Origin of the sequence: Neobacillus sp. B4I6, assembly GCF_050434045.1 — a bacterium.
GTDB lineage: Bacteria > Bacillota > Bacilli > Bacillales > Cytobacillaceae > Neobacillus.
The window spans coordinates 1,525,678-1,543,168 of the sequence record NZ_JBNPWB010000002.1 but is presented as its reverse complement, the minus strand read 5'-3'; the positions used below and the strand labels follow the sequence as shown (position 1 = coordinate 1,543,168).

The 17,491-nt window shown below is 36.8% G+C and carries 13 protein-coding genes and 3 pseudogenes; 5 read left to right on the top strand and 11 right to left on the bottom strand.

The annotated features are described in order from the left end of the window. Positions 1 to 23 precede the first annotated feature (23 nt). The 7 genes and pseudogenes from QF028_RS09730 to QF028_RS09700 form a co-directional block, all read right to left on the bottom strand. Positions 24 to 1,184: a DUF4317 domain-containing protein gene (locus QF028_RS09730; protein WP_429465032.1), complete on the bottom strand. Its 1,161-nt coding sequence runs from the start codon at positions 1,182 to 1,184 to the stop codon at positions 24 to 26. A 252-nt stretch (positions 1,185 to 1,436) separates the two neighbouring features. Next, positions 1,437 to 1,891, bottom strand: a pseudogene (locus tag QF028_RS09725) (universal stress protein). Between the two features lie 50 nt (positions 1,892 to 1,941). Beyond that, positions 1,942 to 3,369 (bottom strand): DHA2 family efflux MFS transporter permease subunit, encoded by a 1,428-nt coding sequence (locus QF028_RS09720; protein ID WP_429472251.1) that lies wholly within the window; start codon positions 3,367 to 3,369, stop codon positions 1,942 to 1,944. A 306-nt stretch (positions 3,370 to 3,675) separates the two neighbouring features. Beyond that, positions 3,676 to 3,993, bottom strand: a pseudogene (locus QF028_RS09715) (TetR/AcrR family transcriptional regulator); the annotation flags it as partial. Between the two features lie 183 nt (positions 3,994 to 4,176). After that, positions 4,177 to 4,629 carry a MarR family winged helix-turn-helix transcriptional regulator gene (locus tag QF028_RS09710; RefSeq protein ID WP_429465031.1) on the bottom strand — a complete coding sequence of 151 codons (453 nt, stop codon included), beginning with the start codon at positions 4,627 to 4,629 and terminating at the stop codon, positions 4,177 to 4,179. Between the two features lie 64 nt (positions 4,630 to 4,693). Next, positions 4,694 to 5,863: a Ger(x)C family spore germination protein gene (locus tag QF028_RS09705; RefSeq protein WP_429465029.1), complete on the bottom strand. Its 1,170-nt coding sequence runs from the start codon at positions 5,861 to 5,863 to the stop codon at positions 4,694 to 4,696. 27 nt (positions 5,864 to 5,890) lie between these two features. Continuing rightward, positions 5,891 to 7,492 carry a spore germination protein gene (locus QF028_RS09700; RefSeq protein WP_429465028.1) on the bottom strand — a complete coding sequence of 534 codons (1,602 nt, stop codon included), beginning with the start codon at positions 7,490 to 7,492 and terminating at the stop codon, positions 5,891 to 5,893. A gap of 139 nt (positions 7,493 to 7,631) precedes the next feature. On the opposite strand from QF028_RS09700, the gene QF028_RS09695 reads away from it, so the two are divergent. Continuing rightward, positions 7,632 to 8,735 (top strand): GerAB/ArcD/ProY family transporter, encoded by a 1,104-nt coding sequence (locus QF028_RS09695; protein WP_429465027.1) that lies wholly within the window; start codon positions 7,632 to 7,634, stop codon positions 8,733 to 8,735. 452 nt (positions 8,736 to 9,187) lie between these two features. Here the strand turns inward: QF028_RS09695 and QF028_RS09690 are convergent, their stop codons facing one another. Continuing rightward, the gene (locus tag QF028_RS09690; RefSeq protein WP_429465026.1) at positions 9,188 to 10,180 is read right to left on the bottom strand and encodes a LysM peptidoglycan-binding domain-containing protein; all 993 of its coding nucleotides are present in this window, start codon (positions 10,178 to 10,180) and stop codon (positions 9,188 to 9,190) included. Positions 10,181 to 10,448: 268 nt separating this feature from the next. On the opposite strand from QF028_RS09690, the gene QF028_RS09685 reads away from it, so the two are divergent. Then, positions 10,449 to 11,492, top strand: a complete 1,044-nt coding sequence (locus QF028_RS09685; protein WP_429465025.1) for a two-component system sensor histidine kinase NtrB — start codon at positions 10,449 to 10,451, stop codon at positions 11,490 to 11,492. 85 nt (positions 11,493 to 11,577) lie between these two features. Here the strand turns inward: QF028_RS09685 and QF028_RS09680 are convergent, their stop codons facing one another. Both QF028_RS09680 and QF028_RS09675 read right to left on the bottom strand, forming a co-directional pair. Beyond that, the gene (locus tag QF028_RS09680) at positions 11,578 to 12,402 is read right to left on the bottom strand and encodes a GNAT family N-acetyltransferase (protein WP_429465024.1); all 825 of its coding nucleotides are present in this window, start codon (positions 12,400 to 12,402) and stop codon (positions 11,578 to 11,580) included. A gap of 168 nt (positions 12,403 to 12,570) precedes the next feature. Beyond that, complete coding sequence (locus tag QF028_RS09675) at positions 12,571 to 13,035, bottom strand: Gmad2 immunoglobulin-like domain-containing protein (RefSeq protein ID WP_429465023.1); 465 nt, start codon at positions 13,033 to 13,035, stop codon at positions 12,571 to 12,573. Between the two features lie 363 nt (positions 13,036 to 13,398). On the opposite strand from QF028_RS09675, the gene QF028_RS09670 reads away from it, so the two are divergent. Beyond that, positions 13,399 to 13,869 (top strand): DinB family protein, encoded by a 471-nt coding sequence (locus tag QF028_RS09670; protein WP_429465022.1) that lies wholly within the window; start codon positions 13,399 to 13,401, stop codon positions 13,867 to 13,869. A gap of 107 nt (positions 13,870 to 13,976) precedes the next feature. On the opposite strand, the gene QF028_RS09665 is transcribed toward QF028_RS09670, so the two are convergent. Then, the gene (locus tag QF028_RS09665) at positions 13,977 to 16,094 is read right to left on the bottom strand and encodes an ATP-dependent Clp protease ATP-binding subunit (protein ID WP_429465021.1); all 2,118 of its coding nucleotides are present in this window, start codon (positions 16,092 to 16,094) and stop codon (positions 13,977 to 13,979) included. 204 nt (positions 16,095 to 16,298) lie between these two features. Between QF028_RS09665 and QF028_RS09660 the strand changes: the two are divergent. After that, a pseudogene (locus tag QF028_RS09660) lies at positions 16,299 to 16,538 on the top strand (transposase); the annotation flags it as partial. Between the two features lie 420 nt (positions 16,539 to 16,958). Next, positions 16,959 to 17,438 carry a DUF3920 family protein gene (locus QF028_RS09655; RefSeq protein WP_429465020.1) on the top strand — a complete coding sequence of 160 codons (480 nt, stop codon included), beginning with the start codon at positions 16,959 to 16,961 and terminating at the stop codon, positions 17,436 to 17,438. Positions 17,439 to 17,491 lie beyond the last annotated feature (53 nt).

Sequence of the window (17,491 nt, the reverse complement as noted above, 5' to 3'; positions counted from 1 at the left end):
TCGTTATCTGTCCCTGAAACGGATTAGAGCGTCTCCGATTCTAGTCGAAATCCTTCCACGACCACATCTTCATCAATCTCTAATAATAGACAGCGTTTTCCTTGGTACATAATATATTTTACATTTTTCAGCTCTTTCGGGCTGATGGATACATCTGCCACTTTCGTATTGATTTTTATGGATTTAGGAACTAAACTGCTTGCTTTGAATTCATGTTTTTCGTCATCAACGACAGCTTTGAAGGCATGTTCCACTTGGGCAGTCTCGACATTTTCAACCCCGCTTACTGTTAAGATGCGTTCGATGTCCCGATAATCCAACGTAGGCGCTTCACTTTCTTCACTTTCTTCATTTTCCTGGACCATTTTATCGATTTCCTCATAGACATTCGAAATGACCTTGGAATCCACTTGGTCTCCTATTACTTTTTTTAAAATCTGTTCGAAGCTGTCCTTATCTTCCTGGGCAGTAATGATCTCTTCGCAATTGAGGACCTCTTCAATAAATGTCCCATCTGGTTGATTCGCTTTTCCTGCACAGTAAAGAATATGGTTTACATCTGCAGAATTGTCATTAAAAGCAGGGAACAGAAAGCCAGACAACGGAGACGCTAGATTGATAATTGGATCAAAGACGTTATTCGATTTGAATTCTTTCTCAATATAATCAAACAGCAAGGCTTTTTTCGGCTGATCCGTTTTATTGAGACTGCAGAGGATAAACTCGTTGGAATAAACTTCATCATTCCCACCTTCTTCGGACTCTAGGTCTCGTTTCCTGGTAGCCTTTCGATATTCTCCTCGAATAAACGTCACCATCGTATCAAACTCATAAACCGTATGAGCAAACATTTTTCCGACAATTTGCAGCATGTTTTCTTTCCAATCTTCTGTTGAATCAGCTCGTAATCCATCGAAGAGGATATGTTGTGTACTGTCTTCTACATCCCGGATAAATTTCAGTTCAAACAGTTTGGCATCGAGATAACCAGTCAAAACCTTTTTAAAGTTGGCCAAAAACAATTCTTGTGCTTCTAGTTCTATCATTTGAAACGGTTGACTGACATGATGGTAAATCTCACCTGTTTCTTTCTGAACATAAACATTGAAGATTTCTCGAATTTTCATGAGATCATTGTCGAATTTAAATTGCTTACGGATATCAGCGATATCTTTTTTATTCATATGTATCAACTCCCCTTCATGATTATACTGTTCAGACAGGAAAATAGGAATACTCTTTACCATCTCCTATCTGTTCTATTTTTCAATTTTTGCTAAAAATAAATAAACCACCCGTAAAAGCTCGCTTTTACGAATGGCTAACTGACATTTTTGTAGCTATTAAATATTCTGATCAAAAGTATCCTAAAAAACATGGATAGATGCTAATTACGTGATAAAAATTATATTCACCCGTTGATGTTTGAAGTCCATTTAATCAATAACAGCATGTAAACTAGGTCTGCGGATTACTAAAACATCACATTTAGCTGATCGAACAATTGCTTCAGAAACAGAACCAGTCAAGAATCGTTCAACAGCATTTAACCCTGTAGCACCACACATAATTAAATCTGCCTTAACTACCTTTGCAATATCTCCAGTAATGTTCACTTTTGGAGAACCAAATTCGATGATTACCGTTACGTTTTCAATACCAGCGCCCTCAGCTTGTGCCTTATAGCTATTTAACAGTTCCTCTGATGACCTTGTGCACGCTCAACAACTGAACGGTCATATGCTTCGAATGAACGAGAATTGATTACGTTTACTATGGTTAAAATTGAATTTTTGTTACGTTTTGCAACATCGATTGATTTTTGAAATGCGTATTCCGCTTCTTTTGAACCGTCTACAGCTACTAAAATACTTTTATAATGACTTAGCATCCTTCCTAATTCCCTTCTAAAATTATTTGAAATCTGTTTTTTTCTTTAGATTAATTTGGCTTTTTGATAAATAATGACAGTACAACATTAATAACCGCTAACACTAAACTAATGGTAAACACTAGGGAAGTTCCCGCTGCTGCTGCATGTGGCAATTCATTGGCAGTGGATGCTAAGTAACTAGTTTCTTTGGATGAAAAAATCGATACCATTACCGCAATACCAATAGCGCCCGCTACCTGTTGAATCGTTTGAGTGATAGCGATTCCATCTGGATAATATTGTTTCGGAAGAGAATTTAATGTGTTTGTTTGAACAGAAGCAAGGACCGCCCCTATACCTAACATCATGAAAATATGAGTTACTACGACCATCCATAAAGCCGTTTCAGTGCCAAATTGTGCATAGAGTGCATAACCAATTGCTACTAAAATGGTTCCAGGTATAATAACCGCTTTCGGACCATATTTGTCGAATAGACTACCAATGCTTGGAGCTAATACACAGTTTAGTAAGCTGCCTGGCAGCAAGATAAGACCTGTTGTAAAAGCTGCAATTAATAAAGCCATTTGCATATACATTGGTAAAATGACAAGCATGGACAACATATTAAAGAACGTAATAAAACTCATAAAGACACCAAGTACGAACAGTGGGTACTTAAATGCTCTTAGATTCAGCATCGGATTCTCCATTTTCGTTTGACGAATCGCAAAAAGAATAAGTGCTATAAATCCAATGATGATGGATCCAAGAACAAGTGCATTCGTCCAACCGGCATCACCAGATACACTGAATCCGTAAACGACCCCACCGAATCCAATCGTCGAGAGAATAACAGATATTACATCAATCGAAACCTTACGAATCTCATTTACATTCGGTAAATAAAGGGACCCGAAAATAAGCGAGAACAGTAAAAAAGGTAATGTAACCCAGAAAATCCAATGCCAGGATAATGTATCTAAAATAAGTCCTGCAATGGTTGGACCTAAGGCTGGACCAGCTAACATTACTAAGCCCATAATCCCCATCGCGGCGCCTCGTTTATTAGGTGGGAAGATGGTAAAAATAACATTTTGCGTTAAAGGTAAAGCAATCGCTAATCCTGCTGCTTGGATAACACGTGCCACCAATATAAGACTAAATACAGGTGCTACTGCTGCTAAAATGGTCCCGATAAGGGAAAGTGATATAGCAGTCAAAAACATTTGTCTTGTTGTGAATTTTTGCATCAAAATACCCGTTACTGGTACTAAAATACCTAATGTTAAGAAATAGCCTGTTGCTAACCATCCGACCGTCGTTGCATTCACGTTAAATATTTGAGCTAAATCTCCTAAGGCAATATTTAATGCCGTTTCACTAAAAAGCCCGACAAATCCAGCTACAAAAAGAGCCGCCATAATCGGAGCAGTTTTGTATTGTTTTTTCACCATCGTGTCAGTCTTGATTTTTTGTTTCTGAACTGTATTCATTTGTTGATTCACTAATAAAAACTCCTTTAATTAAAATTTCATTTACCCCTTCGTCTTCCCTTCTTACTAAAAAAGAATTGTCGTAATTTCAATTTCAGCAAAGATCATTTCCGTAGTACACCCCCGAACACTAAACGGTTCGTTAACTATATCAAAAATTTTTTCTCTATGTCAACTCGGTTGACAATATTTTTTTGTTAAGTTATTATCAACTGAGTTGACTATTTTAGAAAAAGAAAAAACCCCCACTTCGTCAAATAGATTGACAAAGCAAGGGTTATTAGCAAACAATGATTTATTGATTCATTAGAACTTCTTTAATAGATTGGGTAATACATGCGAAATAATTTTGAGTGGACTGCTTTCTTTTTGTGTCAAACAAAGCATAATTCCACCTTCAATTGAAGCCGTAATCATGAGAGCAATTGAATGAGCAGTTTCTTTGGAAAACCCATCTGCTACTAACTTGATCGAATAAATCTCTTGCATTTTTGAGTAAAGGTCCGAACAGGAATCTCGGACTGGTTCACTTAAAGATCCCATTTCACTAACAATACTCGTAAACGTAGAACCAGCAATCGTACCTTCGCGTTCAAAGTCAACAACTAATTTATCAATCATCGCCTGTGTGGCTTCTTGAGTATTTGGAAACCGTTTGAAAGTGTGAAAAACTCCTTCATACGGACGGGTCTTTTATTACTATATCAATAAAGTTTTCCATATTTCAAGAATTTTACGGTAATTTCCAACAAAAAAAGGAGCCAATCTTTTAATTAGATTAACAAAGCGAGAGTTTTTTGCTATTTTTTATATCTTCCAATCTAACTTTAATATACCTTTAAGTATACTTACTTGTTCAGTCCCTATTTTTTCTGCAATTTTATTCTCAAGTTTGGCTTTAAGGGCCTCGTTTTTTTCGTAGCATTCTTCTCCTAAAGGTGTTAACTGGATACACTTTTCCTTCTTGTTGTTTTCTACATTGTTGATTTCAACTAATCCTCTTTCAGAAAGCTTTTGGATAAACTTATGTATCGCCTGACGTGAAATTTCTACATTTTTTGTAACATACGAAATGCTAGGCTGTTTTTTATAAATCCTAGCCATGATATACCATTCAGAATTTGAAATATAAATCTCACTTTGATCGTTCCAAGCTTTCTCCGAGATACTTCGGACCAAACTATGACGCTCACTTAATAAGTCGATAAGATCTAAATTTTGTAATTCAGCGTTTGAAATCAAATGATTCACTCCAATCATAATCCTCGCCACTTACTATACAAAATACGGTAATGGTTGTCAATTTGGTTTACTTTAAATTCATTCAATCTTTCATTTCTGGGGACTTGACGGAAAGCCCTGTTCTAAGGATGGAAACGTGTGGGTTTACGCTAACCTTGAGTTTGGGAAATTCCTCAGCCCACTTTTTTTTATATTGTTCTTTCCATGCTCTTGGATGGGTACGATATACAGCATTTCCAAACCCAAATATATCAGTATGGTACTGTTTTTGCGCCTTATAGAGTGCTAATCGACACCTTTCCTCGACATCTTTTTCCATTAATGTTTGAACATATTGCAAAACCTTAGGGTTGCCTATATCTAGTTTGGAACTATTTTCAAACAATTCAACATCCGAATGAATATTTACGTTCATTTTCACCTTGCTTTGCATAAGGATTGGTTTAACCTTTGTCCTTCCTCTTATTAACTGAACACTGATTTTCCCCCCTCCTTTTTCCTTCGGTATCGTCACCGTGATATTTCCTTTCTCCATCTCATTGCGGAGCCACAGTACTCCCCGTGTATCCTTATCATTGATCCATCCTGCCAATTTATCTTTACGAAATACAGCTGTTCCAATAATAGCGGGAGTCAGCTTAGACTTCCCACCATTTTCTTCTGGTTTTATTGCGACTTGAGCAGCGACAGGGGAGATGCCTTCAGTCGTAAGCGTATTGATAAAGTCCTTTGTCATGATCCTTACTCCAACCCCTTCTTTCTCCTCTTCCCGAATGGTTTCTGCAGTGTATCGCTCAATGGTGGGAGTTAGTTTCAAAAGTGGTGCGGCTTCACCCTTTGAAAATAAAATAAAACTGCGCATACGTGACTCTCTTACTCTCGAAATGAAGTCCAAAATTGGATAAACCCCATCCCTTGCTGCCTTTTCCCCAATTATCAGAATCCTGTTATGAGAAAAGAATATACGACGCGGTAATTTTTCTTGAAGTCTCCGGTAGGCGTCCATCACGCTTTGCCCCGCCTCTGAAATAAGAATAGTCGTTTCCTTTTCACTGCCAGTACCACCGGCTCCTACAGGACCAAGCTGCTTTGGGATTGCAACTTGAATCGATACACGGATTTTACCGTCACTCATCTTATCTATGGCTGTAGCCGTTACTACCGCAATATCATTGATCTCTACCCGGCTCCAGCAGCCAGTCAGCAAGAATATTATCATACCGTTTATGACTAAAATTCCTAGTTTTCTCATAATATTCCTCTCTGAACCACGAATCCGCTAGTTCCTACGTTGAGGCGGCCGTGGACGCATAAAATTATTCAATCGTTTACGATTCTTTTTCCCCGTCTGATCGGAACGATCTATCATTTTCCACCAAGGTGCACGTACATAAATATCCTTAAGACTGGAGAAATTCATAGGCGCCACTGGAGACAAATAAGGAACACCGAATGAGCGAAGCCGGGCCATATGAGTTAAAAGAATCAAACTTGCCACCAAGATACCGTACAACCCGAGTGTCCCAGCACACATCATCATGGGAAAACGGAGCAAACGAATGGCGACTCCCTGACTAAAGACTGGGAAAATAAACGAAGATATACCTGTTATGGAAACGATAATAACCATTGAAGCGGAAACTATTCCCGCCTGTACTGCTGCCTGTCCAATCACAAGTGCTCCAACAATACTAACCGCCTGTCCAACAGGCCGTGGCAATCGTACACCAGCTTCCCGCAAAGCCTCGAATGAGATTTCCATTATTAAAGCTTCCACTAAGGCTGGAAAAGGAACCGTTTCCCTGCTTGAAGTCACACTCAGTAATAAGGTAGTGGGAAGCATTTCTTGATGGAAGGATGTGATCGCAATATAAAGAGAAGGTAAAAGCAAGGCGCCCGCCAACATGAAGAAGCGAAGCCATCGGATTACCGTCGCAACCATAAAATGTTGATAGTAATCCTCACTCGATTGGAGCATTTCATAAAAACTAACCGGGACGAGCAGAGCAAAGGGAGTATTATCAATGAGAATCCCAATTTTCCCTTCCAATAAATAAGCAGCTACTTTATCCGGACGTTCTGTATTGTTTACTTGGGGGAAAACGGATATGGGATTGTCCTGAATAAGTTCTTCGATATAACCGCTATCTAAAATGGCATCGATATCGATTTGACTGATTCTTTCCTTGACCTCGGCTATGAGTGATGTCTCCGCAATATCCTCTAGATAGGTTATGACCATTTTTGTATTTGATAACCGCCCTACAGTCATGGATTCCATTTTGAGTTGAGGCGTTTTTAGCCTTCTACGAACAAGACTGGTGTTGGTTCTCAGGTTTTCTGTGAATCCTTCCCTTGGACCCCGAATCACCGCTTCCGTCGCTGGCTCTTCGACGGATCTCGTTTCCCAAGCTTGAGCGCTGATAAAAAGGGCTTGATATACTCCATCCAATAATAGAACGGTGTCCCCATTCAAAATATGATCCACGACTTCCTTTATCGTCGTCCCTATACTCACCTGCGAAACATAGATGACTGAATCCTGAAGAAAAGTGTCCATTTTTTTCAATGGTATTGTTGCGTAAAGAGATGTCCCTTTCCCAATATCCAATAATGGTTTCAACACGTCAGAATCAATCATCTGTATATCCACCAAGCCATCTAAATAAATAAGACCTCCTTTCTGTATCCCAGCTAGCTGAAATTCACGGAAAACAATATCGGAAGATCGTTCAAAAATCATTTTCAACTGTTTTAAATCATCTTGAAAATGACCTTTTAGTTGATAGCTGTTAGAATCATCCTCCTGGTTATATGACCATTGCTTTTGACATTGATTCGATTTTGAAATCTTCTTCCCTTGCCAGCTCATTGTTCCCATTTCTACTGACCACCTCCAATTTCTAGACTTTTTTATATTTTAACCAGATATAAAAATAATTTTGAGGATATAGTCAAAAGTTTTGTTTATGTTAATACTGAATGAGCTAACAAAAAATGGGTTAGGAGGTGGAAAAACCATGGAGAGAATCTCAATCATCCAATTATTTATGCTTACCTTAATATTTCAGATTGGTACGTCGGTGATATTTGGATTTGCTTCTGTAGCCGGGAGTGATGCTTGGCTATCTACCTTAATAAGTACTGGAATCGGGACATGCCTCATCATTATGTTTCTCATCTTAATGCGACTTCAGCCGGGATTGACTCTTGTTGAATGGTTTCCTGCCCAGTTTGGCCAATGGCTCGGCACTCCAATTGCTTGGTTTTATATGCTTCATTTTTTATATAACTCAGGTCGGACGCTGGGTGATATAAAGGATCTTATCCCAACCACCATTTTGCCCGGTACGCCTAGTTGGATTATACTCGGCATATTTATGATTGCTATCACTTATGCGTTATATAGTGGGATTGAGGTTATAGCTCGGCTTGCAGAATTAATTTTACCTGTCATCTTAGTTTTGTTTTTCCTTGAGATCATTTTAATATTTGCCTCGGATATAACCGATATCAAGAATTTGCAGCCGGTTTTAGGAGCAGGATGGGGGCGTATTTGGAAATCCGTATGGCCGAGCGGCATCCAACAATCATTTGGAGAAACCCTTGAATTCGCCATGATCTGGACATTAGTGATAAATCCGAAACGCATTATGAAATCGACTCTTTTAGCAACGGTTTCTTACGGAATTCTTCTTTCAATTTTTGATGCACTGGCTGTTCTTACCTTTGGTGAAGGCACCTTTTCAACCAGTGTCTATCCTTTATACAGGTTAGTCAAAGTTATTTCTGTTGCGGACTTTCTTGAAAACCTTGATGCGTTGGGAATATTGTATTTTATGGGAACCGCCTTTTTTAAAGTGACGATACAAATGTATGGAGCCATTCGAGGAATACAGCAATTGTTGTACCTTCGTGACAGCAGGGTACTCGTTCTTCCTACAGCAGCCATTGTCCTTTATTTAGGAATGAACATATCAAGAAGCACCTCGGAACATTGGTCTTCTAATAAATCCCTTGGGAATTTAGGATTATTACCTTTTATTGTATTCCCAATTCTTCTTTTAATTGTGGCATGCATTCGTAAGCAACTATCCATTACACAAATGAAAAAAAGTGGATGATCGATGAATAGGAGTTGAATCAAAAGTGGAAAAATTTCTCTGGCCATGGCAGTCAAGGGTAATCATTGATTATCCTTGGGTATTATATGCGTTCCTCTTTTTCCTATCTATTATTTTATCGATCATAACGTGGTTAAGAAAAAAAAGAAAAGATTTTAGCGATAAGTAAAAAGTCTTTGCCGCATAAAGAAAAACGCCACTGGCGAGCCTGTAAGGGCGAAGACAGCGGCGTAGTTGCACTTATGAGTTCAAAGTTATGATTATTAGTTCATAAAAAAAGCACAAATTTAGATGCTATTTCAAATCCAAATAAAAAAAGATAAACTAGTTCTCATTGAGTGTGCTCATGAGGACTGATTTCCTAAATAATAGATAAAACTTGTCCTCATGGAGTGTTCATGAGGACAGATTTCCTAAATTATAGATAAACTTTGTCCACATGAAATATTTGTTTAATGCCTATTCGCTAAAATTTCTTGCATCTTGCGTGACACGAGGGGATAAAAATTGTTAATCGCGCTAGTTGTGGAATTTCCCCCGAAAAATCCTGTCCCTGGGCACGTTTTTACATTATAATCTGGCCCTCTATCTAGCACTCTTTCCTTCGTTCTCAAATTCCACCAATGATGATAAGTAATACTATCAATGGAAGGAGTTAACCCGAATTTTATAGATAACATGGCGGTAATATAAACAATAGTTTCCTTCTGTTCCGCAGTCATGACATCATGACCTTTATCGAAGTTGCCAACATTTTCGATGGTAATCCCTGTTTTATTAGCCTTTGGCCCAATTGTGCCTTCTGGTGCTATGTTAAAAGGCCTTGAAACAGCTATTTTTCCATCCGGAAAGGTGGTAATATTTTGAGCGATATTACTCCAGCCCATTCTTCTCTTATGGAAATTTTCCATCCCTATCAACATTCTAAAATGATTGGATCCATTAAAATGCTTATATGACGGTAACCATGTGTGATGCTGTTGAATAATAGTTACCTTCCTATTAATTCTAGCGTTAAATAACCAGTCCCTAAATTCCTCCCTCGTCATCAGGATATGCTGACCTTGCATGGTCATTTTTTTAGGAGGAATCTTTAATACTTGCCCGATATAAAGGTGTTCAGATGAAAGTTGATTGTTTGCTTTTATACTGTCGACTGTAGAATGGAAAGCTGATGAAATTCCCCTCAGGGTATCTCCGGCAACCACTTCATACATAATTGGAACCCACAACTTCTGCCCCATTAATAATGAATTGGATTGCAATCCATTGGTTACCTTGAGATCATTAACAGAGGTGTCATATCTATTTGCTATTCCAGGTAAAGTATCCCCTGATTTTACCAAATAAATATTACTAGGTTTATTACCAGCAGCCTGAGCAGGAAATGGATGAATAAGCATGAATACAATCAAACCAATGACAATGACAAAATTATTTTTCATTTTACATATCCTTTCAAAGTAAATCCGTTTTATTTTACAAACTTAAAAGGAACGTGATATAAAATAGCATACTCGCATGGTATTCTCTTTAACTTTTCCTGACTTTTAACTATTATTTTGTACTACCCTTAAGTAATTATGTCGATTCTGTGAACATTTTGTTATTAAGAGGTTTCTACACGATTGAATACATAAATTGGTATTTAAGTTTGGCAATTTTATTGATAAACTAATTGCTGAGAAAAAGAGATAAAAAGTGGGGATTTAATTGAATCTAACAATAGATAATTTAGACTTTCACCAATTAGTTGAGAATTCCCTTAACTCAATATTGATTGTTTGTGAAGATCAAACGATCCGCTACTGTAATAAAGCTGGTTTACGCTTATTAAATCTTACATCACTAGATCAAATATTAAATAAAAAAATAAGCCAATTCCTCCCTCCTGATCTTCATGATATGTGCAATGAAGGATTAACCAGGGTTATCGAAAAACAAGAAATCATTAAAGAAATGGATATAAAAATTATTAAAAATCATGGGGAATTTGCAGATGTTGAAATAATGACCATACCGTTTTATTTTGAAAATAAAGTATTGGCTCAGGTTATTATTCAAGACATTACCAAAAGGAAAATAGCAGAGAAACGGTTGAAGGATCGAGAAAAATTAGCTTCACTTGGTCAATTAGCAGCTGGGATTGTTCATGAGGTTAAAAACCCCTTAACGGCAGTAAAGGGATTTTTACAATTAATTAAAGAATCTCAAAATCATCCTTATTTAGATACGATGGAAAGCGAATTAGAAAAAGCATTACAAACACTTCAAAATTTATTGCAGGTATCGAAACCCGACTTACAAGACGAACCTCTGATATTGATTGACTTATGTAAAGAGTTAAATTCTATATTGCTTTTATTCCAAGAAAAACTTTATTCCGTTGAGGTTGAAATGGACTTAAGAGATTCTGATAAGCGATTTTATGGAAAGAAAAATTTACTCTTAAAATCTTTTTTCAATCTGATCAAGAATGCCATTGAAGCAATAATGGCCGATGGAAAAATTAAAATTGAGCATTATTATCATGAAGGTTGGATTCATATTAAGGTGAGTGATACTGGTCAAGGTATTCCTGAAGAAAAGTTGGTCATTTTAGGAACACCTTTTTATTCCAGTAAACCTGATGGAACGGGACTTGGATTGACGCAAGTGTATACAACGGTACACGAGCACGGGGGAAATATTTCGGTACAAAGCGTGGTTGGTAAAGGCACAACGTTCCATATTCAACTTCCAATTAAAATAAACTAAGAGTTTTTATGATTTTTGCTCTATTTAATACCATAAAAAAAATAGCTTGGCAATCGCCAAGCTATTCCCTCTCCAGTACTTGAAATCAATCCAGATATTTAAAGTAATCCTGGGAATGGTAACTTCTAAATCCACATGATTCATAGAGCTTAAGGGCATGGGAATTTTTGGCCTCAACCTCTAGAAAAATAGGCAGCCCTTTTTGATGTTCCATTTTTACCACTCTTGATAAAGCGTTTCTCCCAATCCCCTTTCCCTGAAGCTCTGGAAAAACAGCAAAACCATAAATCCATGCTTCTCCATTGGATTCGGAAACGCGCATTTTTCCAGCAGTTTTTCCTTCTACTTCAATAAGTAAACGTTGATCCCTGCAGTTCTCCCGAATCAACTTATTAAATTCCCTTGCTGCATTTTCATTCAATCCAAATCCCAAGACTTCGAGTCGTATTTCTGCTTCCCAATCCTCATTTGTAAGGGACTTCCTTAAGGTTATCTTCGGATCTATGGACAATTCAGTTTCCTGCCATTTCATTTGAAATTCTGCAAACGAAAATACACAAGGAATATTCTTTAAAAACTGCTTGGCAGAATATGATTCTGTTGGAGCGTTTAACAAAACAGTAGTATAACGTTTTTTCGCCTCTCCAAGTCCCATTTCCAGCAACTTAGAAAATAACCCTTTCCTTCGATAATCCGGGTGCACCATCCCGCAAAGTTCCACTTTATCTCCAAAACCATAACATCCAAGAAAACCGACAAGCCGGCCATCTTCATAATGGAAGAAGTCTTCCTTTTTATGCCCAATTCGATTTTCAAGCATATCAAAATTCAACTTTAGCTGAAATCCTCCCTCTTTTTCACAAACCTCTTGAAGTGCTTTGATTTCAGTCAATTCTTCCTTTGTTAGCATTCAATTCACCTCTGTTCATATTCACCTATTCCTATTCTTGGCCATGCCCTGCCATTCCTTCTTTTCAAAAAAACAAAATACATTTTAGGTAATTTTTGCATGCCAAATAATTCAAGAAAAGAGCATTCAGTTATGATGAGGTCTTTGAAAATACATAAAGTTAGTTGGTTAAGGCTTTGAAATTGGAATTTCTAACGTATTTATTTTTGATCCATCTTTTGCTGAGTAAACAAATAATTCAAATTTAGCATTATTAGAAGATACTAACCCTTTTTCGAAAGTGATTTTAAATTCACCCCAGGCAGGTGCACCCGCTGTTTGGTAATTACTTTCTTTGACCACTTTCTCTCCATCGTAAAGAGCATATTGAAACACCCCTTCAAATACTTGGGCTTTTCCGGTTATTGTGAGTGTATCTGAAGTTTCCGTGACGACTACATCTTTAAACACTTCATTTTGATACACTTTTTTCTCTGGTTCAGGTGTAACAGGCTCTTCAGGTTTGGATGGATTTTCTCCCTTTGGTTCAGTTACAGGTGGTTTTTCTTTCACCACATCTTGTTGTTGGTTACAAGCGGCTAAACTGATTGCAGCTATTATCATCGCGAACAAATAAGCAATTTTCTTCATCATATTATCCCACCTATTTTTCTTTTAACTTATTATATTGTATTTCCTTTCATAAAAACCCTCTTTTTAAAAATCGAAACCAAAAGAAATATAATTCGTCTATATTTTTGAGGTGGTAAAGAATCTCCAAACTTTCAACCGAATCTGGAAAAAGGTGATCCTGATATGTATCAAATGGTACTTTATATTGGTGACCCCGTTGCTTTCATGTTTCCCTTCCAGTTCGATGGATATAACTACTATTGGCATCTTACAGAACCGTCCATTTTATCTAAAGAAATAATAAATTCTAAAAATTCTTTTCAATAAATTTCGCACCCGTTCATTCGTGTATAATTTATATATGCCTTACTAGGAGGAATTTTTATGAAGTCAATCGATTTAATTATTCTAAACTTTAATGAAGTAAGAAGGAGAAGCATAAAGGTCTGGACATCTATTCCTGAAGAAAAGCTTCACTGGAAGCCAGACGATGAAGCAATGAATTGCCTAGAAATGATTAGGCACGTACTAGAAAGCGAACATTATTATGACCTTGCCATTAGAAATAGAGGGAGTTTATCCGTTTTCGATTCCCCTTTCGAAAATCAGCCCTTCACTTCAGTAAATGCAGAATTGGAATTTGCAGAACCCTACCGAAAGCAATTCATAGATACTATTAAGTCATTTTCTGAAGGTGATTTAGAAAATATAAAAATTGACCGCTCTGAATCGGGGTACATAAGAGATTTAGGGGATATGCTTTTACGTGTTGCCTATCACGAATCCGTTCATACTGGGCAGTTATTGGATTATTTAAGGACCGCTGGGGTTCCAAGAATCCGTATCTGGGATTAAGCAAATCCATTGGTGCTATCAAATGATTTATTTATAAGAGAAACCCCACTCATTTGAAAAGTGGGGTTTCTTGATAAGCTTAAAGGATAGATGAAGATCATCTATCCTTATGCTACGTTAATTTTATTATTTTCTACTGATACTGTGATCGCAGTTACGTTTTCGCTATTAATAATTAAAGAAGTGATTTTATCTTCAATTTGCTCTTGGATGGCGCGTCGAAGTGGTCGAGCACCAAATACGTTGCTATAACCTAGTTCCGCAATCTTTTCTTTTGCTTCCTTATCGATTTCAATCGAAATCCCTTGTTCTTCTAATGTTTCTTTAAGCTCTACAATCATAATATCGATAATTTCCACAAGGTTCTCTGTTTGTAGGTGATTAAACTCAATAATCGAATCGATACGGTTTAAGAACTCAAGCTTAAAGTAATTTCCGATTTTGTCGATAATATTTGATTCTGCTCCTTCCTGTTCGTCGCTACCAAAACCAATTGACCCTAATTTTTTGCTGCCAACACCAGCATTTGAAGTCATGATAATAATCGTTTCACTGAAGCTCACGACTCTTCCTTGGCTATCAGTTAACCTGCCATCTTCCATAATTTGAAGAAACACATTCATGACATCTGGGTGTGCTTTTTCTAATTCATCTAGCAGAATAATTGAATAGGGGTTTCTACGAACTTGTTCCGTTAACTGACCTGCTTCCTCATGTCCGACATAGCCAGGAGGTGAACCAATGAGCTTAGAAACTGAATGCTTTTCCATATATTCACTCATATCTAAACGAATCATCGCATCTTTACTGCCGAATAATTCCGCTGCAAGAGTTTTCGTTAACTCGGTTTTACCTGTACCCGTTGGACCTAAGAATAAGAATGAAGCTGTTGGACGTGTTTTAGGTTTTAATCCTACACTTGCCCTTAAGATTGCATTGGCTACTTTTTCAATAGCTTTATCCTGACCAATAATTTTACTTGCTAGTCTCTCTTTCAAATCTTTCATTTTTTGTTGCTCTGCTTTTTGTAGCTTTTGTACAGGGATTCCAGTACTTTTTTCAATAATCTCTTGGACCATTTCTACGGTAATATCTTTCGTTATATTGTCTGAATATTCCGATAATATTAGTTTCATTTCTCTCTCTTCATCACGAAGAATCGCCGCTTTTTCGTAGTGCTCTAATTTCGTTACTTGTTGTTTTTCCTCAGCAATTTCTTTTAAACGCTGTTTTAAATAGTTAACATCTAGCTCTCCATGAGCAAGGTTTAGCTTTGCACCGGCCTCATCCATCAAATCGATGGCCTTATCTGGTAAGAAGCGATCTTGAATATAGCGTTTTGATAGTGTGACGCATGCTTTTAGGACATCATCTGAATAAATCACATCGTGATACTTTTCATATGCTGGCCGAATTCCTTTTAGAATATCAAACGCTTCATTAACAGACGGCTCTTTAACGATCACCGATTGGAAGCGACGCTCAAGTGCTGGATCTTTTTCAATCATGCGGTACTCTTTCATCGTTGTTGCTCCAACCACTTGGATATCACCACGCGCTAACGCTGGTTTTAATATATTCCCTGCGTCCATTGAACCATTAGACGTACCTCCAGCACCAACTATCATGTGCAATTCATCAATGAACAAAATGACGTTCTCACGTTGTTGTAATTCAGTAACAAGTTGTTTCATTTTTTCTTCAAATTGTCCTCTGTAAGATGTACCTGCTACAAGTGAACTAATGTCTAGCATATACACTTCTTTCGTTTTTAGTTTCGCAGGTACTTTGCCTTTGACGATTTTAAGGGCAAGGCCTTCAACAATCGCTGTTTTCCCTACACCTGCTTCTCCAATTAAGACCGGATTATTTTTTGTACGACGGTTTAGTATCTGAAGGACACGTTCAATTTCTTTATCCCTACCGATCACGCTATCAATTCGCCCTTCTTTTGCTTCATTCGTCAAGTTCCGTCCGTGTTGATCAAGAAAGCCGTTTGTTTCACGATTCTTCGGCTGGTTTACATTGACATTTTGCTCAGACTGGCTGCCATCTGTGTCCAATTGATTGAACAATTGGTCATCAAAATGAATGGTACCGTTTTCTATTTTTTGTTTTGCGATATCATAGCATTCTGTACACAAACTAATGTGGCTTTGACTCTGATTAAATGATATTTTTAGCTTATAACTCGCTTGGGTTGTTTGACAGTTTTCACAAATCATATTTCAATCCTCCTTTTGACTTTAACTATTTTTGACTATAAATATATGAAAAAGAGCCACTTCTACTAGTAGGCCCGGTGAATATTTTATTAAGTTTTCTCTATTATATTGTACTTCTTATACCATTTCTACAGGTAATGGTTGGGTATATACCCAACCTAGTAAACGTTTTTTTCCACTACATACTCTTGGAAACAAAATAATTCTGTTACGATCAAATCAACGCAACATAAAGAACATGAATTGTTCCAAAATAGCGAAGCCTTCAAAACGATTTCCAAAGAACGCTATAAGATTGAAGCGAAGAATAGTGAACTAAAGCATAGACATGGGTATGATGTAGCATCATCCTCGGGTCTGATTGGTATGCAAATGCAAGGTGCAATCACAATGTTCGGAGTGAATCTCAAGCGAATAATTACACTAATGAAGGAGTCTAAATAAAGGAAAAAAGCATCCAATCGTTTCATTAGGACGATTAGATGCTTTTTTTTATCCCTAGCTATACTTCAAACATAAAAAACTGAAGTTTTTCAGTGGCCTCACCGTATCTGAAGGGGTTTTGCTTATGTACCAGCACTCATTTTCAAGAATAAATAAATCCTCCCTTATTCAACGAACCTGCTCACTTTAAAAAAACTATATATCAGAGGTATAAAGTATTTTTAAAAATAGTATAAATATAGTAATTTCATTAAGCATTGCGTTTAAATTATATAAATTTTGTAAATGATGAGACTAAAGTTTACGAAAAATCTTAAAAACCACAATAGATTGAAGCCTATTGTGGTTTTTAGTCTACTCTCAGTAAAAATGTTTTTTGTATAAGAATAATTGATAAAAATGTATTGGAGGTTTTTATGCATGTCTTTATGTCAAGTTCTACAAAAACGCATTATTTTTCACCAATATAAAAATTGGTATGTGCTGGATGATGAATTTTATTGGGACATCAAAACATTATACAATACTATTTTTAAATACTTAGACTCAAATTTTAATATTCCAGTTATTTTTTGTTCTATTCGTCAAGCGAATAAAATCATTTGTGACTTAGGGGATGAAGAAGATGAATATTTACGATTCGCTTCAGGTATTTATTGGAGAGAATTAAAGATTATCTTTATTTTTCGCTTCAGTGAATATATCCCATTAATTGAGACTCTTTTTCATGAATTTCGTCATGTTATGCAAGACTTCAATCCTGATTTTAGACATCATTTTGAATGGGATAAAAAATTACCTTATCTAGAACGAACGACTGAAATTGATGCCTTTCAATTTGCTAAAGAAAAAACAAATGAATATCTAGCATCTGAATCATATAAAAAAGTTGACTTATAATCAGTTAAAAAAAAGGAATCATTCCACTCACGGGGGAATATTCCTTTTCTGGT